The 24,174-nt window shown below is 36.9% G+C and carries 25 protein-coding genes; 6 read left to right on the forward strand and 19 right to left on the reverse strand.

The window, feature by feature from the left end; all coding sequences use genetic code 11:
• Positions 1-39: 39 nt before the first annotated feature.
• Positions 40-1,281 carry an amidohydrolase family protein gene (locus ACUXEY_RS06780; RefSeq protein ID WP_461300343.1) on the reverse strand — a complete coding sequence of 414 codons (1,242 nt, stop codon included), beginning with the start codon at positions 1,279-1,281 and terminating at the stop codon, positions 40-42.
• 183 nt (positions 1,282-1,464) lie between these two features.
• Between ACUXEY_RS06780 and ACUXEY_RS06785 the strand changes: the two genes are divergently transcribed.
• On the forward strand, positions 1,465-1,650 hold the full coding sequence (locus tag ACUXEY_RS06785) for a PspC domain-containing protein (RefSeq protein ID WP_461300344.1): 186 nt from the start codon (positions 1,465-1,467) through the stop codon (positions 1,648-1,650).
• A gap of 69 nt (positions 1,651-1,719) precedes the next feature.
• On the opposite strand, the gene ACUXEY_RS06790 is transcribed toward ACUXEY_RS06785, so the two are convergent.
• Positions 1,720-2,292, reverse strand: coding sequence for a helix-turn-helix domain-containing protein (locus ACUXEY_RS06790; RefSeq protein WP_461300345.1), 573 nt, complete (start codon positions 2,290-2,292; stop codon positions 1,720-1,722).
• Between the two features lie 100 nt (positions 2,293-2,392).
• Between ACUXEY_RS06790 and ACUXEY_RS06795 the strand changes: the two genes are divergently transcribed.
• Together ACUXEY_RS06795 and ACUXEY_RS06800 are read left to right on the forward strand one after the other, a co-directional pair.
• A complete protein-coding gene (locus ACUXEY_RS06795; protein WP_461300346.1) occupies positions 2,393-3,358 on the forward strand; it encodes a DMT family transporter in 966 nt (321 codons plus the stop codon).
• A 143-nt stretch (positions 3,359-3,501) separates the two neighbouring features.
• Entirely contained in the window at positions 3,502-4,167 is a 666-nt protein-coding gene (locus ACUXEY_RS06800; RefSeq protein ID WP_461300347.1) for an MIP/aquaporin family protein, read from the forward strand.
• A gap of 59 nt (positions 4,168-4,226) precedes the next feature.
• Here the strand turns inward: ACUXEY_RS06800 and ACUXEY_RS06805 are convergent, their stop codons facing one another.
• From ACUXEY_RS06805 to ACUXEY_RS06815, 3 genes are all read right to left on the reverse strand, one after another.
• Complete coding sequence (locus ACUXEY_RS06805; RefSeq protein ID WP_000512998.1) at positions 4,227-4,658, reverse strand: Rrf2 family transcriptional regulator; 432 nt, start codon at positions 4,656-4,658, stop codon at positions 4,227-4,229.
• Between the two features lie 118 nt (positions 4,659-4,776).
• The gene (locus tag ACUXEY_RS06810; RefSeq protein WP_461300348.1) at positions 4,777-6,003 is read right to left on the reverse strand and encodes an ABC transporter permease; all 1,227 of its coding nucleotides are present in this window, start codon (positions 6,001-6,003) and stop codon (positions 4,777-4,779) included.
• A gap of 2 nt (positions 6,004-6,005) precedes the next feature.
• The gene (locus ACUXEY_RS06815; RefSeq protein WP_461300349.1) at positions 6,006-6,890 is read right to left on the reverse strand and encodes an ABC transporter ATP-binding protein; all 885 of its coding nucleotides are present in this window, start codon (positions 6,888-6,890) and stop codon (positions 6,006-6,008) included.
• 343 nt (positions 6,891-7,233) lie between these two features.
• Between ACUXEY_RS06815 and ACUXEY_RS06820 the strand changes: the two genes are divergently transcribed.
• Positions 7,234-8,061, forward strand: coding sequence for a 5'-nucleotidase, lipoprotein e(P4) family (locus ACUXEY_RS06820; protein ID WP_429600474.1), 828 nt, complete (start codon positions 7,234-7,236; stop codon positions 8,059-8,061).
• A gap of 24 nt (positions 8,062-8,085) precedes the next feature.
• On the opposite strand, the gene motB is transcribed toward ACUXEY_RS06820, so the two are convergent.
• On the reverse strand, positions 8,086-8,871 hold the full coding sequence (motB, locus tag ACUXEY_RS06825; RefSeq protein WP_429600476.1) for a flagellar motor protein MotB: 786 nt from the start codon (positions 8,869-8,871) through the stop codon (positions 8,086-8,088).
• Positions 8,861-9,655 carry a flagellar motor stator protein MotA gene (gene motA, locus ACUXEY_RS06830; protein ID WP_087957104.1) on the reverse strand — a complete coding sequence of 265 codons (795 nt, stop codon included), beginning with the start codon at positions 9,653-9,655 and terminating at the stop codon, positions 8,861-8,863. The genes motB and motA overlap by 11 nt, the downstream gene beginning before the upstream one ends.
• Positions 9,656-9,920: 265 nt before the next feature.
• Between motA and ACUXEY_RS06835 the strand changes: the two genes are divergently transcribed.
• Entirely contained in the window at positions 9,921-10,700 is a 780-nt protein-coding gene (locus ACUXEY_RS06835; RefSeq protein ID WP_166702940.1) for a M15 family metallopeptidase, read from the forward strand.
• A 36-nt stretch (positions 10,701-10,736) separates the two neighbouring features.
• Here ACUXEY_RS06835 and ACUXEY_RS06840 read toward each other — a convergent pair whose 3' ends face one another.
• The 4 genes from ACUXEY_RS06840 to sdhC all read right to left on the reverse strand — a co-directional run bounded on the left by ACUXEY_RS06840 (position 10,737) and on the right by sdhC (position 14,464).
• Positions 10,737-11,183, reverse strand: coding sequence for an acyl-CoA thioesterase (locus ACUXEY_RS06840; protein ID WP_461300350.1), 447 nt, complete (start codon positions 11,181-11,183; stop codon positions 10,737-10,739).
• A gap of 93 nt (positions 11,184-11,276) precedes the next feature.
• Entirely contained in the window at positions 11,277-12,038 is a 762-nt protein-coding gene (gene sdhB, locus ACUXEY_RS06845; RefSeq protein WP_048531517.1) for a succinate dehydrogenase iron-sulfur subunit, read from the reverse strand.
• A complete protein-coding gene (gene sdhA / locus ACUXEY_RS06850) occupies positions 12,031-13,824 on the reverse strand; it encodes a succinate dehydrogenase flavoprotein subunit (RefSeq protein WP_048531519.1) in 1,794 nt (597 codons plus the stop codon). Before sdhA ends, sdhB begins: the two co-directional genes overlap by 8 nt.
• A 13-nt stretch (positions 13,825-13,837) precedes the next feature.
• Positions 13,838-14,464 carry a succinate dehydrogenase cytochrome B558 gene (gene sdhC, locus ACUXEY_RS06855; RefSeq protein WP_000678354.1) on the reverse strand — a complete coding sequence of 209 codons (627 nt, stop codon included), beginning with the start codon at positions 14,462-14,464 and terminating at the stop codon, positions 13,838-13,840.
• Positions 14,465-14,764: 300 nt separating this feature from the next.
• On the opposite strand from sdhC, the gene ACUXEY_RS06860 reads away from it, so the two are divergent.
• A complete protein-coding gene (locus ACUXEY_RS06860) occupies positions 14,765-15,214 on the forward strand; it encodes a YslB family protein (protein WP_048531521.1) in 450 nt (149 codons plus the stop codon).
• 114 nt (positions 15,215-15,328) lie between these two features.
• Here ACUXEY_RS06860 and uvrC read toward each other — a convergent pair whose 3' ends face one another.
• The 8 genes from uvrC to ACUXEY_RS06900 form a co-directional block, all read right to left on the reverse strand.
• On the reverse strand, positions 15,329-17,113 hold the full coding sequence (uvrC, locus tag ACUXEY_RS06865; protein ID WP_098344603.1) for an excinuclease ABC subunit C: 1,785 nt from the start codon (positions 17,111-17,113) through the stop codon (positions 15,329-15,331).
• A gap of 147 nt (positions 17,114-17,260) precedes the next feature.
• A complete protein-coding gene (trxA, locus tag ACUXEY_RS06870) occupies positions 17,261-17,575 on the reverse strand; it encodes a thioredoxin (RefSeq protein ID WP_001018943.1) in 315 nt (104 codons plus the stop codon).
• 211 nt (positions 17,576-17,786) lie between these two features.
• Positions 17,787-18,764 carry an electron transfer flavoprotein subunit alpha gene (gene etfA / locus ACUXEY_RS06875; RefSeq protein WP_000101965.1) on the reverse strand — a complete coding sequence of 326 codons (978 nt, stop codon included), beginning with the start codon at positions 18,762-18,764 and terminating at the stop codon, positions 17,787-17,789.
• 36 nt (positions 18,765-18,800) lie between these two features.
• Complete coding sequence (gene etfB / locus ACUXEY_RS06880) at positions 18,801-19,574, reverse strand: electron transfer flavoprotein subunit beta (RefSeq protein ID WP_048531528.1); 774 nt, start codon at positions 19,572-19,574, stop codon at positions 18,801-18,803.
• Positions 19,575-19,652: 78 nt separating this feature from the next.
• On the reverse strand, positions 19,653-20,429 hold the full coding sequence (locus tag ACUXEY_RS06885; protein ID WP_461300351.1) for an enoyl-CoA hydratase: 777 nt from the start codon (positions 20,427-20,429) through the stop codon (positions 19,653-19,655).
• Positions 20,430-20,440: 11 nt separating this feature from the next.
• Positions 20,441-21,028 carry a TetR/AcrR family transcriptional regulator gene (locus ACUXEY_RS06890; RefSeq protein ID WP_000742223.1) on the reverse strand — a complete coding sequence of 196 codons (588 nt, stop codon included), beginning with the start codon at positions 21,026-21,028 and terminating at the stop codon, positions 20,441-20,443.
• A 106-nt stretch (positions 21,029-21,134) separates the two neighbouring features.
• Positions 21,135-22,820 carry a long-chain-fatty-acid--CoA ligase gene (locus ACUXEY_RS06895; protein ID WP_461300352.1) on the reverse strand — a complete coding sequence of 562 codons (1,686 nt, stop codon included), beginning with the start codon at positions 22,818-22,820 and terminating at the stop codon, positions 21,135-21,137.
• 189 nt (positions 22,821-23,009) lie between these two features.
• Positions 23,010-23,813 (reverse strand): BclA C-terminal domain-containing protein, encoded by an 804-nt coding sequence (locus ACUXEY_RS06900; protein WP_461300353.1) that lies wholly within the window; start codon positions 23,811-23,813, stop codon positions 23,010-23,012.
• Between the last annotated feature and the right edge of the window lie 361 nt (positions 23,814-24,174).

Consider the following 24,174-nt stretch of genomic DNA (forward strand, 5'->3'; position numbering starts at 1 on the left):
CACAATTAGAACCCTCCTCAAAACATTTAAACGATTCTTTTACACAAGATTATTTAATTCCACCTCATTTAAACTGCCAACAACAATATTTCCTTTATGCACGACTAAACGCTTCTCTGTTTGACGCGCTACCGCTTCCGCAGCGCATGTTGCATTCGTCAAAACAAAACTCGCTTCATCTCCTACATTCGGCCATGTTCGCTTCCCTTCATTGTTTAACGTTTCTTTTCCTCCCGTAATAAAGCGAAGAGCTTTTCCTAAAGACCTTTCGTCACTCCATCCAAAACGTTCCGCTAATCGATTTGCCTTTTGCAGCATATCCCCCGTTCCAAACGGTGACCAATGATCAGTAATACTATCATTTCCTAACGAGACTTTCACACCTTTCTTATCTAATAACGGAATTGGGATTATTTGTTTCCCAATTGGAACGGTTGAAGTAATATCAATGTTTAAAGCAGCTAGTCTTTCCGCCACTTCTTCAGCTTCTTTATCCGTAACACCACCGAGTCCAAGCGCATGACTAATCGTTACGCGACCTTGCCATCCCGCTTCTTCTGTTAGACTTGCCAATCTCTTCATTGTAAACGTTCCAAGATTATTCGCATCATGCAGGTGAATATCAACATCTGCATTAAATTCTACTGCAATATCCATAATAGTATGTAATGATCTTTCAATATCATTATCCACTGTAGCTGGATCCACACCACCGACTAGATGCGCTCCCATACGCATCGCATCTTTCACAAGTTGCACAGAATTACTGCGCAATAATCCATGTTGCGGAAAAGCAACGATTCTACCAGAAACCTGATTTTTATATGTTTCCAACGCTGCTAACGTCGCCTCCAAATTACCAAGTCCAATAATTGGATCAACATTACAATGCGTCCTTATATTCGTTGCACCATTTCGAAGCAATAACGTTAGCATATTTTCCGCCCTATCTTGAGCAGTCGCTAATTGCTTCGGCAAAATTTCCTCTTCTTCATTAAAACGTGTAAAAATACTTTCTGCTGGCATACAAGCTTTCCAAGGACCACTATAATACGTCTTATCAATGTGAATATGCATCTCTTCGAAAGCAGGCAAAATCAATAAACGATTAGCATCAAGAATTAGTACCCCTTCCTCTTGAACAGCCCCTGCTATCATTTTTTTAATTTTTCCATCTTCAATGAGTAAACTACATAACTCTGTTTCCGTTTGGGAAATCCTTCCCTCTTCATACGTATAGCCTGATTCAAGCGCTACATTAGTCAACCAATATGCTGTCATCTCTATTCCCCCACCCTTTATTAAAAGTTACCTCTTACTATAAGTTTAATATCCACTGAAAATTAAGACAATTAATACGACTGTTCTCTTTAAAAAAAATGTAATACAACCACATAGTCTTCTCATAAATTTCCATATAGAATAGAAGTATATAGCTTGTCATAAAAAGGAGTGGATTGGAAGATGTCAAAAAGATTATGTAAATCCGAAACTGATAAAATGCTATTTGGTATATGCGGTGGTTTAGGAGAATATTTTGATATTAGCTCTACTCTCATTCGCATACTTTGGATCATTGCTATTTTATGTTTTGGGACGGGGTTTTTAGTTTATTTCATTTGTTTATTACTTATGCCACGCTCTTACTAATAACATTCTTTCATTTATTTGAGCATAGCGCACAAAAAATCTCCTATAGAAAATCTATAGGAGATTTTTTCATGAAGAATATTTCATCGTTAAATGTAATACTGTTACTTCATCTTCTTCATTCTTATAACTATGTTTCTTGTTCGCTTCAAATTGAATAGAGTCAAACTCATTTAATTCGTATACATCGCTTTCTACTTGAATCGATACTTTCCCTTTCATTACCGTTACAAGCTCAATCGCACCTTCATGATGGGCTTCTGGTTCATATATACTATTCGATCTTAAACAAGCACGGTGCATCTCCATCCCTGTTTCTTTCGTATAACGGAACATCGTTTCTAAATGCCATGCTTGTCCTGCATCTACTGCAAATCCTTCCCCGCAGCGCGCAACAGCTACCGGTTCTCCAACAACCATCAATCTCGATAAAGGAATCGATAACCCTTTCGTTATTTTCCAAATGACAGCTAACGTCGGATTCGTTTCTCCTCTTTCAATCTTTCCTAATGTTAATTTACTAACCCCTGTTTTTTGAGCTAATTCTTCTAAACTTAATTTTTGTTCATTTCGAATTTGTCTTAATAACTGACCTACTTGCTGAATGACTTCTTTCGTTTGCATATCTTCATGTTCTTTCATCTATAAAACCACCTTAAAGTATAAAATAGTTTACTTTTATTAATTTTATGTATATTATACTATACATAATCATCAAATCCCGAAAGGAGTGCTATACTTCATGCGCGCAATTTTATTAGGCCTTTTATCATCAGCCTTTTTTTCCGCAACCTTTATTATTAACAGAGCGATGAATGTGTCTGGAACGAGCTGGGCTTGGACAGCTTCCTTCCGCTTTTTATTTGCTCTCCCTATTTTATTCCTTATCGTTTTATTTCGCAAAAACTTAAGGGGTTTATGGGAAGAATTAAAGAAGCATCCATTAGCATGGATCGGATGGGGTTCTGTTGCTGGTATTGGCTTCTATTCTTTATTAAGTTTCGCGGCTGTCTTTTCTCCAGCGTGGCTCGTTGCTGGAACTTGGCAAGTTACTATATTAGCAGGTTTACTACTATCACCACTATTTTTCATTAAAATAGAGACGAAATCAGGAACAAAACTTGTACGCGGAAAAATTCCACTTCGCAGCTTATACGTTGCATTATTTATTTTACTTGGTGTAATTTGTATGCAGGCAACTGAAGCAGGCCACATTACGATGACTCAGTTCATTTCAGGTTTTTTACCTGTCGTGTTAGCTGCTTTCTTATATCCGTTCGGCAACCGAAAAATGATGGAGCTTGTTGGTGGACGTCTCGATACGTTCCAACGCGTATTAGGAATGGCAATTGGAAGTCTCCCTATTACTATTTTACTTGGCATATACGGATTTTCTACTACCGGTATTCCAACGTCCAGCCAAATGCTACAAGGATTTTTATTAGCATTATGTTCCGGCGTAATTGCAACGATGACATTTTTCTTCGCTACTGACTTAGCCAAAGATAACTTCGCTCTACTTGGAGCTGTTGAAGCAACGCAAGCTGGAACGATGGTCTTTACCGTGCTTGGCGAAATTGTTTTCTTGAATGGTTCATTCCCTGGTGGTCTTTCCCTATTTGGAATGATTATTATTATGTTAGGAATGGTTGCCAATAGCGTATTAAACCGATCTGTTCCAGCCGTTAAACAGAAAAAAACAGCATAAAAAAAGAGTATGGTTCTATAACAAAGAACCATACTCTTTTTTATTGTCCCCCTATTTCGTCTTATCAGAATAGTATTTCATTAGCTGTTTATACTAAAACCTATGTTATAATACGTTTCATGCGCAATAATAGGAGGTAAATTATGTTAAAAAAAGCAATCGCTGAATTTATTGGTACATTTGTACTTGTATTATTCGGAACTGGAGTAGCTGTCATTGGCGGCGGAATTGAAGGAATTGGAATATTAGGAATCGCTATGGCTTTCGGTCTATCTATTGTAGCTATGGCATATAGCATCGGAACAATTTCTGGATGTCACATTAACCCAGCAGTATCAGTAGCTATGTTCATCAACAAAAGAATGAACGCTATGGAACTTTGTTATTATGTATTAGCTCAAGTTTTAGGTGGTTTATTAGGAACTGCAACATTGGTGACAATTTTACAATCTGCTAAAACACCTTTAGATAATTTAGGACAAAATGGTTTTGGAACTCTTGGTTTATCTGGAGCATTTCTAGTTGAATTTATTTTAACTTTCGTATTCGTATTAGTTATCGTTGCTGTAACAGGTAAAAAAGGAAGTTCTTCTCTAGCAGGATTAGTAATTGGTTTCACATTAGTTTTAGTTCACTTATTAGGTATTTCGTTAACTGGAACTTCTGTTAACCCAGCTCGTAGTATCGCACCAGCTTTATTCGCTGGCGGAGAAGCACTTTCTCAACTATGGGTATTCATCGTTGCACCAATTCTTGGTGGTATCGTAGCAGCTATCGTAGGTAAATTCATTTTAAATACTGAAAAATAGAATTTTCAATATTTCTGAATATAAAAAGGCGAGCCCTCATTATGAGGATGCTCGCTTTTTTACTCTTTCATTTTAGACTTTAAATTTGTAACTAATTGATCTACCGTTACATTTGCAAGTACGTTTTCCATCGCTTCTTGCGCTTGCATTAAAATGATTTCTAATACTGATTGAATATTAGCTCCTACTGGACATTCAATGTTGGGATTTTCATGGAAGGAAAATAGCTGTCCTTCTTCTACAACTTCCACTGCTTTATATACATCAAGTAATGTAATTTCTTCTAAATCACGAGCAAGTGTCGTACCACCTTTACCAGCTTGTACATCAACAAGTCCTGCTCTCTTCAACATTCCTGTAATGCGACGAATCACGACTGGATTTGTATTCACACTACCAGCAATCCATTCAGAGGTACAGCGAGAGTTTCGATCTATCGCAAGTAACGTCAACATATGAACACCTACTGTAAAACGACTACTAATCCCCATCTGCACACCCTCCTTTGTATTCATTCTATTAAAAGACGACTCTTATTATTATATACTATTTTTAATTTATACATAAAGAAAAAGCATGATTTCAATAGGAAATCATACTTTTCTCTCATTATTGACGCTTTATAAATTTCGCTAAGTCTTTAAATTTCACTTTATCTGAGTAATTCATTACGCCGTTTACGTAAATGCGGCTTGTAATAGCACTTAATATGCCGATTGTCACTAAAAGAATCACCATTGTTATCGTAATTTCTAACATACCAGCTTCACCAGCTACAAAACGTGAGAATGTAATCATCGGGCTGAAGAATGGAACATAAGAACTTACTACAACAACAGTACTGTTTGGATCACCTAGCGATTTAATACTTATAAAGAACGCTGCCATTATTAAAATCGATACTGGCAATATAACACCTTGTAAATCCTCAGTCCTAGAAACAACCGCTCCAGCAGCCGCATACATCATCGCATAAAGGAAATATCCTGTAACAAAATAAATAAGGAACATACCGATAACTTGTGCATCTATCTTTGTAAAATCAATTGGCGCTCCAAATAATGAACCATTTTCTAAATCTACCCATCCTAGTAACCAAGGAACCAAGTAACCACATGCCAATATAGCAAGTTGTAATAACGCCGTTGAAACAACCGCTAAAATTTTTGCATACATCATCGTAAGTGGTTTTACTTTCGGAATCATAACTTCCATAACGCGAGAAGCTTTTTCAGAAGCAATATTCATCGCAATTGTACTTCCGAACATGACAATAAACATATACAAAGCAAATGTAAAGAAATATGCAATTCCTGCGGAAGCAGAACGATCTTTTATCGCTTCTTGTTTCACAGAAATTTCGGTTTGCAATTGCTGTGCAATTTCTGGTGAAACATTATTTTGGGCAATCGTCACCATCGTATATTGTTGCTTTAAATAGCCTGCCATAATTGTAGAAGTTGCTTGGCTTGGAAATCCATTATACACATATGTAATCGATGGAGCCCCATTCTTTTCCGTCACATGGAATAGACCATCTAAATCGCCTTCTTCTACTTGCTTATGCAATTTATCAAAATTATCCTTTGAACCAACTGTTATTTTTGCTGATGGCAATAGCTTATTTAACTCTTCTTTTTGTACTTTATATGTGGCACTCTCTAATACAACTGCAATTTTATCTTTATCCTTATTTTTATCATCACCTGAAGTAAAATGATTAAATGCAAAAATCCCAAACACAACTAAAAATAAAATCGCACTCGTAATTAATGATTTTTTAGATAAAAACGCTTCTCTAAAATAAAATGAAAATACGTGAGAAAATTTACGCATCGTTATTTCGCCCTCTCTACAAAGATTTCGTTTAACGTCGGCTCTAACATTTTAAATTGTCGTAAAGTAACACCTTGTTCTTGCAACTGTTGTAAAATCTTTAGAGCTTCTGCATCATCTTGTACTTGCACATAAAGAAAGCCTTGTTGTTTTTCATATGATACATGAATAGCTTCTAATCCCTTCTCATTCTCATCTGTATCTTCAATCGTTAAATTACGGAAACCATATTCTTTTTTAATATCACTTAACTGACCTTTTACGACTGCTTCGCCTTTTTTCAAAATACATACATGTTGGCAAAAAGCCTCTACTTGTTCCATACGATGACTGGATAAAATAATCGTCTTTCCGCTCTGTACTTGTTCTTCTATAATGCCAGCTAACATCCCAGCATTAACTGGATCCAGTCCGCTAAATGGTTCATCTAAAATGAGAAGTTCAGGATTATGAAGAAGGGCAGCAATTAATTGGATTTTTTGCTGGTTCCCTTTTGAAAGCTCTCCTGCCGTTTTAAATTTATATTCTGGTATTGCTAATCGCTCTAACCAGTGATCAATAGCAAGATCTACCTCTTTTTTCGTCATTCCTTCTAATCTACCAAAATATCGCAGCTGGTCTACTACTCTACTTTTTGTATATAAACCTCTTTCTTCTGGTAAATATCCAATCGTTACCCCACTAGTCCCAAATGATTTTCCATCCCATGTAATAGAGCCTTCATTAGGCGTTAATAATCCGAGAAGCATTTTGATTGTCGTTGTTTTCCCTGCACCATTTCGTCCAAGTAATCCTAGTACTTCACCTTTTGGTAACGAAATTTGCAAACCGTTCACTGCTTTTGATTCCCCAAATAGTTTCGTTAAGTTTTGAATTTGTAAACTCAAAGTATAAAGCCTCCCCTTTAATATCATTCATACTCTCTTTCAAAGACTATGTTTATTCAAGATAAAATATAGCACTACGCTTCACCCTCTTAGTATGTAACATCTCCTTAATCCATCATTTGTTCTATTTAGTTAAAATTGTAAATAATATCACTTCATTTGTCAATTATATTTGTCATTACGACAATAAAAGTTGTCAAAATGATTCCCATCATTTTTCTCATCTTTCTAATATAGGACATACTACTATATATACAAAAGACAATATGCAAATGTTCATACAAAAATTATTATTTTTCGATATATAATATTAACTGATTTTCTAACATCAAGGAGGATACATATGAAGATGAAGAGGGGCATTACCACTTTATTATCTGTAGCAGTTCTATCTACATCGCTTGTAGCATGTTCAGGAACACAAGAGAAAACTGTGGCGAAAGAAGAGAAAGTAAAATTAACAGACCAGCAATTAATGGCTGATTTATGGTATCAAACAGCTGGCGAAATGAAAGCACTTTATTACCAAGGGTACAATATCGGTCAATTAAAGCTCGATGCAATTCTTGCAAAAGGGACAGAGAAAAAACCTGCTATCGTACTTGATTTAGATGAAACTGTTTTAGATAACAGTCCTCATCAAGCGATGAGCGTAAAAACTGGAAAAGGTTATCCGTATAAATGGGATGACTGGATTAATAAGGCTGAAGCTGAGGCCCTTCCAGGCGCAATTGATTTCTTAAAATATACCGAGTCTAAAGGTGTAGATATTTACTACATCTCAAATCGTAAAACGAACCAACTAGATGCAACAATTAAAAATCTTGAGCGTGTAGGTGCTCCTCAAGCAACGAAAGAACATATATTACTACAAGATCCGAAAGAAAAAGGAAAAGAAAAACGCCGTGAACTCGTTTCTCAAACACATGATATCGTCTTATTCTTCGGTGATAACTTATCTGATTTCACTGGTTTTGATGGGAAATCTGTAAAAGATCGCAATCAAACAGTAGCAGATTCAAAAGCACAATTTGGTGAGAAATTTATTATTTTCCCGAATCCAATGTATGGTGATTGGGAAGGCGCTTTATATGATTATGATTTCAAAAAATCAGATGCTGAAAAAGATAAAATCCGCCATGACAACTTAAATTCATTTGATGCAAAATAAAGAGGATGGCATGTGCCATCCTCTTTATTGCATATTTCTCGTTAAAGGTAAAATAAACACTTCAACACGTCTATTTTTCGCCTTTCCTTCTTGCGTATCATTTGGGGCAATTGAACGGTATTCTCCGTAACCTACTGCACTAAATTTCCCTGGCTGTAATTCTTTATTTTGCAGTAATACTTGCATAAAATTAACTGCCCGCTGCGTACTTAATTCCCAATTCGATGCAAATTGCGCATTTGCAATAGGAACATTATCTGTATGTCCAGATACCGTAATTTCCCGAGGTGATGCTGAAACAAGTAAATTAGACATTTCTTTCGCAATACTTAGCGACTCTAATTTCACGTCCGCTTTCCCAGAATCAAATAGTACATTTTCTAATATCGTTACCTTTAATCCTTTTTCTGTTAAATCCGTTTTAAAAGAAGAAGATAATCTATTTTCCTCAATATACTTATCGATACCTTTTTGTACCGCTTTTAATTCGTTCATTTCTTGTTGCTTTACTTCAGCTTCCGCACTCTTTTTAATCTTCTCAGACTCTAAACTACTTGCTGATAACTCTTTCTCTTCATTCGGCTTTTGATCACTTAAAAACTCTTTATTTCCTGTTCCACCTGCTAGTTCACTTCGAAACGCTACTGCCATCTGTTTGAACTTCGCAGCATCTATACTACTCATCGCAAATAAAACGATGAACAATGCAAATAACAACGTTAACATATCAGAATAAGGGATTAACCAAGTTTCATCGATATGTTCATCATGCTTTTTCTTCTTACTTCTTCTATTTTTTTTACTCCGCATTTTTTTCTGCCCCTTTTTCAAGCTTTTTACGCTCAGTTGCAGAAAGTGCACCTAAAATGCGGTTCTTCATAATAAACGGATATGTACCCTCTTGTAACATTAATAAACAATCAATAATTAAACGTTTTTTCTCGATTTCAGCTGCAGATTTTTGTTTTAACTTATTTGCAAATGGATGCCATAATACATAACCTGAAAAAATACCAAAAATCGTTGCAATAAATGCACCTGAAATAGCATGTCCTAACTTTTCAATATCAGTTAAATTACCAAGTGCAGCTACAAGACCGATAACAGCACCTAAAACCCCTAATGTCGGTGCATATGTACCAGCTTGTGAAAAAATTGCCGCTCCTTTTGCATGCCTTTCTTCAATTGCTTCTAATTCAGCTTCTAAAATCTGCTCTAAATCTTCTGCGGATACGCCATCAATCACAAATTTCATACCACGCAAAAGAAATTCATCTTGAATTTTGTCTAATTGTTGCTCTAAAGACAAAATACCGTATTTTCTACTTTCTGATGTCCAATGAACAAACAATTCTAGCAACTGTTCATAACTTAAATCCTTTTTATTTGAACCAAAAAGAACTTTAAATAATTTCGGAACCCTTTTTAGTTGATTCATCGGAAATGCTATACATACTGCAGCTAATGTACCGATAAAAATAATTAATGCTGCGGCAGGATTCAATAAGGCTGTTACGTCAGCGCCCTTGACGACCATCCCTACTACCACTGCTACAAATCCTAAAATGAGTCCAATAATTGTTGCAAAATCCATTCCCATTCACTCCTAGTCTATACAAGAAGTTCTTCATTCTCGATAATCGCTACATCTTCTTATGTATATATATTACATAAAAAATGAATTTCATGAAAGATAAGAAATGAATTATATGAAAAAATACTACAATTTCACACATTTTCTGACATTTTCTTTGCATTTCTATTACGTTACGACTCTTATATTTCTTTTTCAGTAAACTAGACTTATAATAAAAAACGATACATATTTTATTAAGAAAGGACTGTGATTACAAGGTATCATGAAAAAGATAATCATTATTTCTGCCACTACTATTGTAATCGGTATCACTTCTTTCGCTTACTTTAGTTCTAAATCACCACTACAAAATGAGGCGAAAGCTATCGAAAGTCAACAGCATAGTAATCACCAAAAAGAAGAGATTCCTGCTTTTCCAAAAGCTGATCATAATGCAAAGAAGCTAGACAATGATTTTTCCGTTGTAACAAATCCAGAGTCTAATCTTGTATTAGTTAATAAACATCGAAAACTACCAGACGGATACATACCTGAAGACTTAACGAGACCAAACGTACCATTTACTAGTCCAAAAGATAAAGAAAAAACATTGCTGCGTAAAGATGCTGCAGATGCGCTTGAAAATATGTTTGAAGCGGCAAAGAAAGAAGGACTGGAACTTACAGCTGTATCTGGTTATCGTTCATACAAGCGCCAAAAATCATTACATGATACATACGTTAGACGTCAAGGAAAAGCTGAAGCTGATTCAGTAAGCGCCATTCCTGGTACAAGTGAACATCAAACTGGTTTAGCAATGGATATTAGTTCAAAATCTGCTAAATTCCAATTAGAGCCTCTTTTTGGAGAGACAGCCGAAGGAAAATGGGTTGCAAAACACGCCCATGAATTTGGCTTTGTCATTCGTTATTTAGAAGATAAAACAGAAACAACAGAATATTCATATGAACCGTGGCATTTGCGCTACGTGGGAAATCCATACGCTACATACATATATAAACATCATTTAACATTAGAAGAAGCAATGGAAGACAAAAAATAAGAGAGCGAATTGCTCTCTTATTTTTCTTTCACTCTATTATTGTAGTAATTTTTTCTTCCACTCTTCAGGCCACGGTTCGCCTTTTCCCGTTCTTTTCGATGCTTGCACCATCATTCCACGGCCAACTAAACAAACTTCTCCTTCTGCATTCTTCACCATATAATGCAAATCTAAAGAAGAATTCCCAACCGATCCCGCTTTTACATACACCTTCAACTGTTCATCAAAATATATTTGCTTAATAAAATTACACTGTAAATCCGCAACAACAATCATCGTTTCTGAAGATTCATGCGTCCATTCTTGCATAAATCCAAGTTCTTTAAATAATGCGATACGCGCTTCTTCAAAGTAGGTAAAGGCAACGACATTATTTACATGCCCAAACATATCTACTTCACCAAAACGAACTTTTACAGGATTGTAAAATGAAAAACCACTTTCCCATTGCTCAAATTCTTCAATATAAGAAATCCTCTTCATTAATCCATCTCCTTTTTACCCTTATAATAAACAGAATAAACAGAAAAATAAAGTTATAAATATTGCCTCTTCAACATGAAGAGGCAATATTTATTAATAGTTATTGTCGCTACCAAAGAAATCTTTGAACGATTGAATTGTTGTATCACGGTTTAATGCCGCAATTGAAGTTGTTAATGGAATACCCTTCGGACATGATTGCACACAGTTTTGAGAGTTACCACAGTTTGCAAGTCCTCCATCACCCATAATTGCACGTAAGCGATCTGCTTTATGCATTTCACCCGTTGGATGTGAGTTGAACAAACGTGCTTGTGATAACGGTGCTGGTCCAATAAAGTCAGATTTACTATTTACGTTTGGACATGATTCTAAGCAAACACCACATGTCATACATTTTGAAAGTTCATAAGCCCATTGACGTTTCTTCTCTGGCATTCTTGGTCCTGGTCCTAGGTCATACGTACCATCAATTGGAATCCAAGCTTTAACGCGTTTTAGAGCATTAAACATGCGACTACGGTCAACTTGTAAGTCACGAACAACTGGGAATGTCTTCATCGGCTTTAAGCGAATTGGTTGTTCTAATTGATCGATAAGCGCTGTACATGATTGACGTGGTTTTCCGTTAATCACCATCGAACATGCGCCACATACTTCCTCTAAACAGTTCATATCCCATGCAATCGGAGTCGTGTCGTTTCCTTTTGAATCAACAGGATTACGACGAATTTCCATAAGCGCCGAAATAATATTCATATTTGGACGATACGGAATTTCAAACTCCTGATCAAACGCTTGTGCGTCTGGCCCGTCTTGTCTCGTAATGATGAGGCGGATTGTTTTCTCAGACATGTTGTTTATCCCCCTTCTCTTCACCCTTAGCAGCTACATCATGTTTTGAAGAATAGTCACGTTTACGTGGTTTAATTAATGAAACATCCACGTCTTCGTAATGGAATGCTGGTGCATTTCCTTCCCCTTCAAATTTCGCCATCGTAGTTTTTAAGAAGTTTGCATCATCACGATTTGGGAATTCAGGTTTGTAATGTGCCCCGCGGCTCTCATTACGGTTATACGCTCCAATTGTAATAACACGTGCTAACTCAAACATATTTGCAAGTTGGCGTGTAAATGAAGCACCTTGGTTACTCCATCTTGCTGTATCGTTAATGTTAATACGTTTGTAACGAGCCATTAACTCTTCAATTTTTGCATCTGTTTCTAATAACTTTTTATTTTCACGAACTACTGTAACGTTATCTGTCATCCATTCTCCAAGCTCTTTATGAAGAACATACGCATTTTCGTTACCATCGAGCGTTAAAATATTGTTAAATTTCTCTGTTTCGATCAATTCATTTTGTTCATACACAGTAGATGAAACAGCATCTGATGATTTAGTAAGACCTTTCATATATTCAATTGCATTTGGTCCTGCTACCATACCACCGTAAATTGCTGATAATAGTGAGTTCGCACCAAGGCGGTTACCACCGTGCATAGAATAATCACACTCACCTGCTGCAAATAAACCTGGAATGCTTGTCATCTGCTTATAATCAACCCATAGTCCACCCATAGAATAGTGAACAGCTGGGAAGATTTTCATTGGTAGTTTACGAGGATCATCTCCTGTAAACTTCTCATAGATTTCAATAATTCCACCAAGTTTAATATCTAGTTCTTTCGGATCTTTATGAGAAAGATCTAAGTACACCATGTTTTCACCGTTAATACCTAGTTTTTGCTCTACGCAAACATCAAAGATTTCACGCGTTGCAATATCACGAGGTACAAGGTTTCCGTAAGCCGGATATTTTTCTTCTAAGAAGTACCATGGTTTACCATCTTTATATGTCCAAACACGTCCACCTTCACCACGTGCTGATTCACTCATAAGACGTAATTTATCGTCTCCAGGAATTGCCGTTGGGTGAATTTGAATGAACTCACCGTTTGCATAATATGCGCCTTGTTGATATACAGCAGAAGCTGCTGTACCTGTATTAATAATAGAGTTAGTTGATTTTCCAAAGATGATACCAGGGCCCCCTGTTGCCATAATCACGGCATCAGCTTGGAAACTTTTAATCTCCATAGTTTGTAAGTCTTGTGCAACGATTCCTCGGCACACACCTTCATCATCAACAACAGCTCGTAAGAAATCCCAACCTTCATATTTCGTTACAAGTCCTGCTACTTCATGACGACGTACTTGCTCATCTAATGCGTATAGTAATTGCTGTCCAGTTGTTGCACCAGCAAATGCTGTACGGTGATGTTGTGTTCCACCAAAACGACGGAAATCAAGAAGTCCTTCTTCCGTACGGTTGAACATAACACCCATACGGTCCATTAAATGAATGATACCAGGTGCTGCTTCACACATTGCTTTAACTGGTGGTTGGTTCGCTAAGAAGTCCCCACCATAAATTGTATCGTCAAAGTGGATCCATGGAGAATCCCCTTCACCTTTCGTATTTACGGCACCGTTAATTCCACCTTGGGCACATACAGAATGCGAACGTTTTACTGGTACTAAAGAGAACAGTTCAACATTTACTCCTGCTTCCGCCGCTTTAATCGTTGCCATTAAGCCAGCCAAGCCACCGCCGACTACTATAAGTTTCCCTTTCATGCTCTCCCACTCCTTACTGGTTTGCTAGCTGTGGATCGATGAACGCTAATAATGCACTCACACCTACATAAGATAGACCTAAGAAAATAGCTAATGTTACATAAGTAGAGATTCTTTGTGAACGTGGAGATACTGTAATTCCCCAGCTGATGCAGAATGTCCATAGTCCATTTGCAAAGTGGAAAATTGTTGAAACAACACCAACTAAGTAGAATGCAAACATAGCTGGATTGTTTAAAATATCTGCCATCATATCATAGTTTACCTCTTTACCTAACATTGCTTGAATACGAGTTTCCCAGACATGCCAAGAAATGAAAATCAGCGTAACGATACCTGAAATTCTTTGGAAGACGAACATCCAGTTACGGAAATAACCGTAAGAAACCGCATTGTTCTTAGCTGTAAATGCAATATATAAGCCATATATAGCATGGTACAGTATTGGTAAAAAGATAATGAAAATTTCTAGCGCATACCGGAATGGAAGGAGCTCCATAAAGCCTGCAGCTTTGTTAAAAGCCTCTGCTCCTCGTGTTGCAAAGTTGTTTACAATTAAATGTTGCGTCAAAAAGACACCAACCGGGATGACCCCCATTAATGAGTGCCACTTACGAAACGTATACTCGCGGCCTTTCATGTCCCCATTACCCCCCTTGAGTGATTGACTGCTGTTTTCAGATTAGTTTATGGCAATAATGTTTTTTCACTATTGGCATAAGAAAAACTGAAAAAATTATTCGAAATATTTCAGCATAATTTGATACCAAGTTCATTTTACTCCTATTTTTGTCGAAGCGTCAAGAAAACGTATACATAATTTGCATATAATTTGCCAATTCTTTTTTTCTTCTTATATATTCAGATTTTCCTAAAGAAAAATCTGTTTTTATAAATGAGAAATGTTATATAATAATCCCTATAGAAAGAGGGGAATATTGTGAGTAAAAATACAATCGATACAACATCTTTAGAAGATGTTTCATTGAACGCCTTCGCTTATGAATTGCTACGTGAAGAATTACTACCTGATTTAATCGGTAACGATTTAGATGGGATTTTGTACTGGTCCGGTAGAAATCTTGCAAGAAAATATCCACTAGAAACAATTGAAGAAGTCATTCAGTTCTTTGAAAAAGCTGGCTGGGGCACTTTAAGCATTATTGAACATAAGCGTCGTGAAATGCAGTTCCAACTTAAAGGCACACTCATTGTTGAACGTCAAAAACAAAAAAGACATTCTTCTTATCAATTAGAAGCTGGATTCATCGCTGAACAAATTCAAAAGCAACGAAACGTCGTTGCAGAGTCCTATGAAGAAAAGAAAAAACGTTCAGACTCTATTACATTTCTTGTGAAATGGGATATAAAAGATCTCATTGAAGTGTAGCATGACCTACAGTCAACTAGACATATAAGTTTAGTTGACTTTTTTGTATTTTCATTCAGTTATCTTTATTTTAAATATTCAGAAATTATACCAGAAAATAGAAGACGTTGTAAACTACAACGTCTTCTTATCCGCTAAATAAGTATAAATCGTCTCTGCGACATTTTTCGGCATACCTGCTTCGACAAATTCTGTTACAGAAGCTTCTTTCATCTTTTTTAGCGACCCAAAATGTTTCAGCAATATCTTTTTTCGTTTATCTCCAATTCCAGGAATATCATCGAGTGCCGATTGAATGACAGATTTTCCGTGTAATTGACGATGGAATGTAATTGCAAATCGATGCACTTCATCTTGAATACGCTGCAATAAATAAAATTCTTGGCTATTTCTCTCCAGCATCACAGGTTCAGGTGGATCTCCAATAATTAAATGGGATGTTTTATGTTTGTCATCTTTTACAAGCCCTGCCATCGGAATGTATAAACCGAGTTCATTTTCTAGAACATCACTTACAGCTGCCAAATGGCCTTTTCCGCCATCAATAATGATTAAGTCTGGTAAAGGTAAACTCTCTTTCAGCGCCCTTGTATAACGACGTCTCACAACTTCTCTCATAGACTCATAATCATCTGGTCCTTGCACCGTTTTAATTTTATATTTCCTATATTCTTTCTTAGCCGGTTTCCCATCAATAAAAGCAATCATTGCCGAAACAGGATTTGTCCCTTGAATATTTGAGTTATCAAACGCTTCAATACGATAAGGTGTTTCAATCCCAAGCTGCTTCCCTAAATTCTCTACCGCTTTAATCGTTCGCTCTTCATCACGTTCAATTAAATAGAATTTTTCCTCAAGAGCAATCTTCGCATTTTTATTTGCCAATTCTACAAGATCTTTTTTCTTACCACGTTTCGGCTGCGTCGCTTCCACTTCTAAAAAGCGCTCTACTAATTCTGAATCGATACTTCCTGGAACGACAATTTCCTTCGGTTTAAAATGACTACTGTTTTCATAAAATTGACCGATAAACGTTAAAAATCCCTCTTCTGGTTCATCGTAGATTGGAAACATAGAAACATCACGTTCAATTAACTTTCCTTTTCGAACGAAGAAAACTTGAACACACATCCAACCTTTATCAACTGCATAGCCAAATACATCACGATCCACTAAATCACTCATAATCATCTTTTGTTTTTCCATAATCGCATCGATATGCGCAATTTGATCGCGCAACTCTTTTGCACGTTCAAATTCTAGTTTCTCTGAAGCTTCATACATCTTTGTTTCTAATTCTGAACGAACTTCTTTATGTCCACCATTTAAAAACTTAATAATTTCATCTACAATTTCTTTGTTTTGTTCTTCCGTCACTTCTTTCACACAAGGTGCTAAACATTGCCCCATATGATAATATAAACAAACTTTATCGGGCATATTTGAGCACTTACGAAGCGGATACATACGATCTAGCAGTTTTTTCGTTTCATGAGCTGATTGTGCATTCGGATAAGGACCAAAATATTTTCCCTTATCCTTTTTTACGTTTCGCGTAATGAGTAATCGCGGCTGTTTCTCAGCCGTAATTTTAATAAAAGGATATGTTTTATCATCTTTTAATTGAATATTATATTTTGGATCATGTTTTTTTATTAAGTTTAACTCTAAAATAAGAGCCTCTAGATTTGAGGAGGTTACAATATATTCAAAATCTACAATTTCTCCTACAAGCCGAAGTGTTTTTCCATCATGTGAACCAGTAAAGTACGAGCGCACACGATTTTTAAGTACTTTTGCCTTTCCGACATATATAACCGTTCCTTGCTTATCTTTCATTAAATAACAACCAGGTTGATCTGGTAAAATAGCCAATTTTTCCTTTAAATGTTCGTGCACTCGTTACCCTCCATTTCTACATGCTTAGCATTTTTATTTTCACTTGAAAACATACTATGCCAAAACACCCAACATACGTTCTTTTATTGTAACGGAAAGGTGTAAAAAAGGAAAATAAAAAAAGCTACCAAATGGTAGCCCTTTATTTTAGAAGTGTTTAGAAACTAATTCTACTAACGCTTCTTTCGGTTTGTAACCTAACGCTTGATCAACTACTTTACCGTCTTTTAATACGAAAAGAGCTGGAATGCTCATTACTTCGAATTGACGAGCAGTTTCTTGGTTTTCATCCACGTCTACTTTTACTACTTTTACTTTTTCGCCTAGTTCTGCATCAATTTCCTCTAATACAGGAGCGATCATTTTACAAGGTCCACACCAAGGTGCCCAGAAATCTAATAATACAACACCTTCGCTAGTTTCAGCTGCGAAGCTTTGGTCATTTGCGTTTACAATTGCCATTTTATTTCCTCCTTCAAGTATATTCTACCAAGAGTATATCATTAACTTATATACGTGGCGAATAATATGTATCGTTATGTATTGTAACAAAAAAGTGTTCCTTTATACTATATAAAAATACGGATAAAATACTAAAAAGATGAGAGACAGGGGATCTCTCACCTTTTTCTATATATAGGGGTACTTCACTTGGAACTCAAGGGTACTCAAATCATGAATGTACTTTTAACTTTTTAAACTCTTCTGTTAAAAGAGGTACGACTTCAAATAGATCGCCAACAATACCATAGTCAGCTACTTTGAAGATACTTGCTTCTGGGTCTTTATTAATCGCAACGATTATTTTTGAGTTAGACATACCAGCTAAATGCTGAATTGCACCAGAAATACCGCATGCAATGTATAAGTCTGGCGTAACAACTTTACCAGTTTGACCAATTTGTAATGAGTAATCGCAATACTCAGCGTCACAAGCACCACGAGATGCTCCAACAGCGCCGCCTAATACGTCAGCTAACTCTTTTAATGGCTTGAATCCTTCTTCACTCTTCACACCGCGTCCGCCAGCGATAATAACTTTCGCTTCAGAAAGGTCAACACCTTCTGCTGTCTTACGGACGACATCTTGAATGATTGTACGTAGATCTTTCACATCTACTGTAATAGAAGACACATCACCACTGCGAGACTCATCTTTTTCAAGCGTTGCAATGTTATTTGGACGCACTGTCGCAAATAAGATGCCGTCTGTTACAATCTTCTTCTCAAACGCTTTACCAGAGTAAATTGGACGAGTGAAGATAACATTTCCACCTTCAACTTCTAAAGCAGTTACGTCAGAAACTAGACCAGCTTCAAGCTTCGCTGCTAATTTTGGAGATAAATCTTTACCAAGTGCTGTATGTCCAAATACAATACCTTCTGGATTTTCTTCAGCATATACAGCTAAAAACGCTTGTGCATAACCGTCAGATGTATATGATTTTAATTTATCATTTTCAACTGTCACAACGCGATCTGCACCGTAATGAATCAATTCATTTGCAAAAGAGGCAACGCTGTCTCCAACTAGAAGACCTACTACTTCACCGCCTTCTGCAATTGTTTTTGCTGCTGCTACCGCTTCAAACGAAACGTTACGTAGCGATCCATCACGAACTTCACCCATTACTAATACTTTACGAGCCATAGATTTTCCCTCCTGCATATATAATTTCGTATTTTATTAGATTACTTTCGCTTCTGTATGGAGCAACGATACAAGTTCTTTTACTTGATCTTGCAGCTCGCCTTGTAACACTTTTCCTGCATCTTTCTTAGGAGGCAAATAGATTTCAATTGTTTTTGTCTTTGCTTCCACATCATCTTCTTCTAAATCTAAATCATCTAATTCTAATTCTTCTAGTGGCTTTTTCTTCGCCTTCATAATACCTGGAAGCGATGGGTAGCGCGGTTCATTCAAACCTTGCTGTGCTGTTACTAAAACTGGTAATGAAGTTTCAATCACTTCTGTATCACCTTCAACATCACGTTCAATCTTCACGTTTGTACCGTCAATTTCAAGTTTTGTAATTGTCGTTACGTACGGAATATTTAACGCTTCAGCTACACGTGGACCTACTTGTCCAGATGCACCATCAATTGCAACGTTTCCGCCTAAAATTAAATCTACATCTTTATCTTTTAAATATTCAGCAAGCACTTTTGCTGTCGTGAACTGGTCACCATTTTCTACATCATCTTCAATATTAATTAATACCGCTTTATCGCAGCCCATCGCTAACGCCGTACGAAGTTCTTTCTCACTATCTTCGCCACCAACTGTTACGACAGTAACTTCTCCACCTTGTGCGTCTCTTACTTGAATTGCTTCTTCAATTGCATATTCATCGTAAGGGTTGATGATGAATTCCGCTTCGCCATCGTAAATTGCACCGTTTTTAATTACGATTTTTTCTTCTGTATCAAATGTTCGTTTCATGAGTACGTAGATGTTCATTCCATTTACCCCCTTGTTTTTCAGAAAGATTCTATCAATTTTAATTTTCTGTTAATTTATATTAAAAAAATAATTGAACTACCTGCCGCTAAATGAAGGCTTACGTTTTTCTAAAAACGCTGCTACACCTTCTCTTCCATCTTCACTCGTAAATACTTCACCAAAAATTTGAGCTTCGCGTTGTACACCTTCATAATAATGAGACGATTTCGTCGTTTGCAATAACTCTAGTACAGCACGAGTCGTCGCTGGGCTTTTTCCAGCAATCTGTTTTGCAACTTTAAGCGTATCATCTAAAAATGTTTCTTCAGCAAAAACTCCGTTAACTAGTCCCCATTTTAATGCTTCTGCACCAGTAATCGGTGTACTTGTTAACATCATTTCACAAGCTTTCGCTTTCCCAACATAACGCGGTAATCGCTGTGTACCTGCAAATCCAGGAATTAATCCAAGTGTTAATTCAGGTAAACCAAGTTTTGCACTTTCAGTTGCAAAGCGCATGTGGCAAGACATAGCAAACTCAAGGCCGCCGCCAAGTGCCGCTCCATGAATTGCCGCGATAACTGGTTTTGAACATTTTTCAACGTGCTCAAACGTAACTTGTCCAAGCTGCGCTAATTCAGTCGCTTGCTTCGCTTCAGTAACAGATGTAAATTCTTTAATATCTGCTCCCGCCGAGAAGAAGCGCCCTTCACCGTGAATAACGACAACACGAATGTTATCATCCTTCTCCACTTGATCAATTAATTCAGTAACGTCATGCATAACTTGTGAAGACATCGCGTTGGCTGGCGCATGATTTAACGTCGCCACCGCGATATGATCTTCAACTCTTACAGATAGGAATTTCAACATGATCCCTCCCATTATTGACGATAACCACAAGCTGCAATAAGTAGCCCGTGTACCGTTTTTGAAAGTGCGACCAGATCATACTTATGATCGCTCATTACCCAATTGGTCACAACTTCATCTACTGTTCCAAAGATCATTTGTCTTGCCACGCGAACATTTAAATCCGCTTGGAATTCACCTTGCTTTATACCTGTCTCTAAAATCTCATCCATAACTTGTAAGTAGCCTTTTAATACTTCATTTATTTTCAGGCGTAAGTCTTGATTGGACTGTCTTAGCTCTAATTGCGTAACGATAGCAAGAGGATCATTTTGCGACAACAGTAAGAAGTGCGTTTCTACCAACATGAATAACTTCGATACAGCGCTTTCAATTCCTGCTGTTTTTTGACGAATTGTTTCGACAAATTCTCCCATCTTCTCTTGGAATAAGGATATTAATATATCTTCTTTATTTTTAAAATATAAATAAATCGTGCCATCAGCTACCCCAGCTTGCTTTGCTATTTTAGAAACTTGCGCTTGGTGGTACCCATTCTCCGCAATCACAATGACTGCCGCATCAATAATTTGATTGTATTTCGGTCTATTTTTCTTCACTTTACTGTCCCCTTCAAGAAGATGACTGAATGAATAGTCATTCATATTCTTATAATACTGACTATTTAGAAAAGTGTCAATCCTATTTTTTCAAAAAGAAAGGGCCTTAGCCCGTTTGCTCATCCTCACTCTTTCTTTTCTCTTCATCTATTAAGACACGACGTAAAATTTTCCCGACTGTCGTTTTCGGCAGTTCATCTCTAAACTCATATACTTTCGGCACTTTATAGGCAGCTAAATATTTACGCGCAAACTGATTTAATTCTTCCTCAGAGCACTCCGCACCTTCTTTTAACACAACAAATGCTTTAACTGTCTCTCCCCGGTACGGATCGGGAACACCAATCGTCACTACTTCTTGCACTTTTTCATGCTCATATAATACCTCTTCTACTTCACGAGGATATACATTAAATCCACTCGCAACAATCATATCTTTCTTACGATCTTTCACATAGAAGAAGCCATCTTCATCCATGTAACCAACATCCCCTGTATGGAGCCATCCATCTTGTAATACAGCGGCTGTTTCTTCTGGCTTATTCCAATACCCCTTCATAATTTGAGGACCTTTTACTACAATTTCACCAATTTCTCCTGGTGGTAATGCCTCTCCAGTTTCAAGCGACATAATCATTGCTTCTGTATCTGGCCATGGAACCCCAATGCTACCTGGCACTCGCTTTTCCCATAAAAAATTACTATGTGTAACCGGAGATGATTCTGTTAAACCATATCCCTCTACTAATTTACCACCTGTAACTGTTTCAAAATTTTCCTGTACTTCTACTGGCAGTGGTGCTGAGCCACTAATACAAGCACGAATAGACGAAATATCGTATCCTTTTAAAAGCGGGCTATTTAAAAGAGCGATATAAATAGTTGGTGCCCCTGGAAACAATGTCACTTTATGCTTCTTAATCGCTTCAAAAACCATTTTCATATCAAACTTTGGAATAAGAACCATTTTGTATCCTTGCATAACACTCAAATTCATAACAGCCGTCATACCGTACACGTGGAAAAATGGAAGAACCCCAAGAACGACTTCTTCTCCTTCTTTACAATTATATAACCAATGAATCCCCATCAACGTGTTGGATACGAGGTTTTTATGCGTTAACATAACGCCTTTCGGAAATCCAGTTGTTCCTCCTGTATACTGTAAAAGAGCTAAATCATTTTCTGGATCACACGGCACTTCAACATCCGTATTCACTTCTTTTTCTACTGAATTCCAAAGGTGAATCGTTTCACTCTCTGATACTTTCACAACTAAATTCGACTGTTTTTTCTGCACGAATGGATACAATAGATTTTTAGGGAATGGTAAAAAGTCAGCAATACGAGTTACGATAATATGCTCAATTTTTGTAGCAGATTGAACATTCGTTACTCTTGGAAATACTAAATCGAGACAAAGAATTACTTTTGCTCCCGAATCATGCAGCTGGTATTCTAATTCTCTTTCTGTATACAATGGATTTGTTTGTACTACGATACCTCCCGCAAGTAATGTACCGTAATAACCAATTACAGCCTGCGGACAATTCGGCAACATAATAGCAACTCGATCACCTTTTTCCACACCGAGCTTTTGAAGATAATTTGCAAACCTCTTCACCTTATCATGGAAGTCCGAAAATGTAATATCCTTCCCCAAAAAGTGAAGCGCTTTCTTTTCTGGATAGCGATAAGCCATCTGTTCTACATATCTATGAAGCGGCTGAATATCATAAGAAATCGTACTTGGAATTTCCTCTGGATAACTTTTCAACCATGGTTTTTCCACCTTCATTCCCCCTTCAAATACATAAAAAATAAATGAATGTTCATTCATGATGGTTGTGTTCATTATATTATAGTCTCCATAACGTTACAATCATAATATTCTGACTTTTATATAACTATGCTTCACTCCATTAACTTCTTATTATATGTACAAACTCTCCTAATCTTAAAAGAATAAGAGAGTTATTATTTAACTTAACCTTATTATCGTTAACACAGCTCCTGGTGTAGTCGTTGATAATGTTGCAACAGCTAACAAACCGAATAGTTGCAAACTAATGGCGCTTCCAGCCGCAAGGGTCGTAATAATTGTTGCACTAAATGATGTAGTTGCTAATGCGGGAGAATTAATCGTTCCAGCAAGCGGTGCACCATTAATTGTAATTCTCGAACTGACTAATAACGAAGCCGTTATATTAATTGTATATGAAATATAGTAATTCCCTGCATTTGCAACCGTAAATACCGTGTTTCCCCCAGATACAGTAATTCCTGGACCGATATTCTGATTGTTTGGAAGTGGGACATTTGTTCCACCGAGAAGTACCGATATCGCTGAACCCGACGTATTATTTGCAAACGCGTATGTTGCCGTTATACTTGTGCCAGTTGCTCCTGTTTCACCGGTTGGACCTGTTGCTCCTGTTATTCCCGTTGCACCGGTTGAACCTGTTGCTCCTGTTATTCCCGTTGCACCGGTTGAACCTGTTGTTCCTGTTATTCCCGTTGCACCGGTTGGACCTGTTGCTCCTGTTATTCCCGTCGCTCCTGTTGGACCTGTGTCACCTGTTGCTCCCGTCGCCCCTGTTGGGCCTGTGTCACCTGTTACTCCCGTTGGACCTGTTGGGCCTGTGTCACCTGTTGCTCCCGTCGCCCCTGTTGGGCCAACCTTAGGAACTGTCCCATCGCAGCTAAAACAGCATGAATCAACATGTACACCATTTTGATTATTACACCCACAATATCCATTTAAATTATTGCTCCATGAATACATGTTGATCCCTTCCTTCAAATTCAATCTTTTAAATATAGGCAACAAATAAAAAAACATCTATCAAATAACACAGAACAACTTTACTCCGTACATTCTAATAATTATTACATGCAATTTACTCTCCTTTTGCTTGTACTTTCGCCCCATCTCCACTGATTATTAACCATACATATTACGCTTTCTTACACAACCAAGCTCCCATTTAAATTCTCCATAATTAACAACTACGATATATATAAATTCGCATAATATGCTATTTTTCGTCAAAATTTTAAAAAAATATTGACATTAAAAATACCCTCATAGTATGATTTTGGTGTTGCAAATGATAATGATTTTCAGTTGTAAACAAAAACTTATT

Source organism: Bacillus sp. F9_6S_D1_P_5, assembly GCF_054823925.1.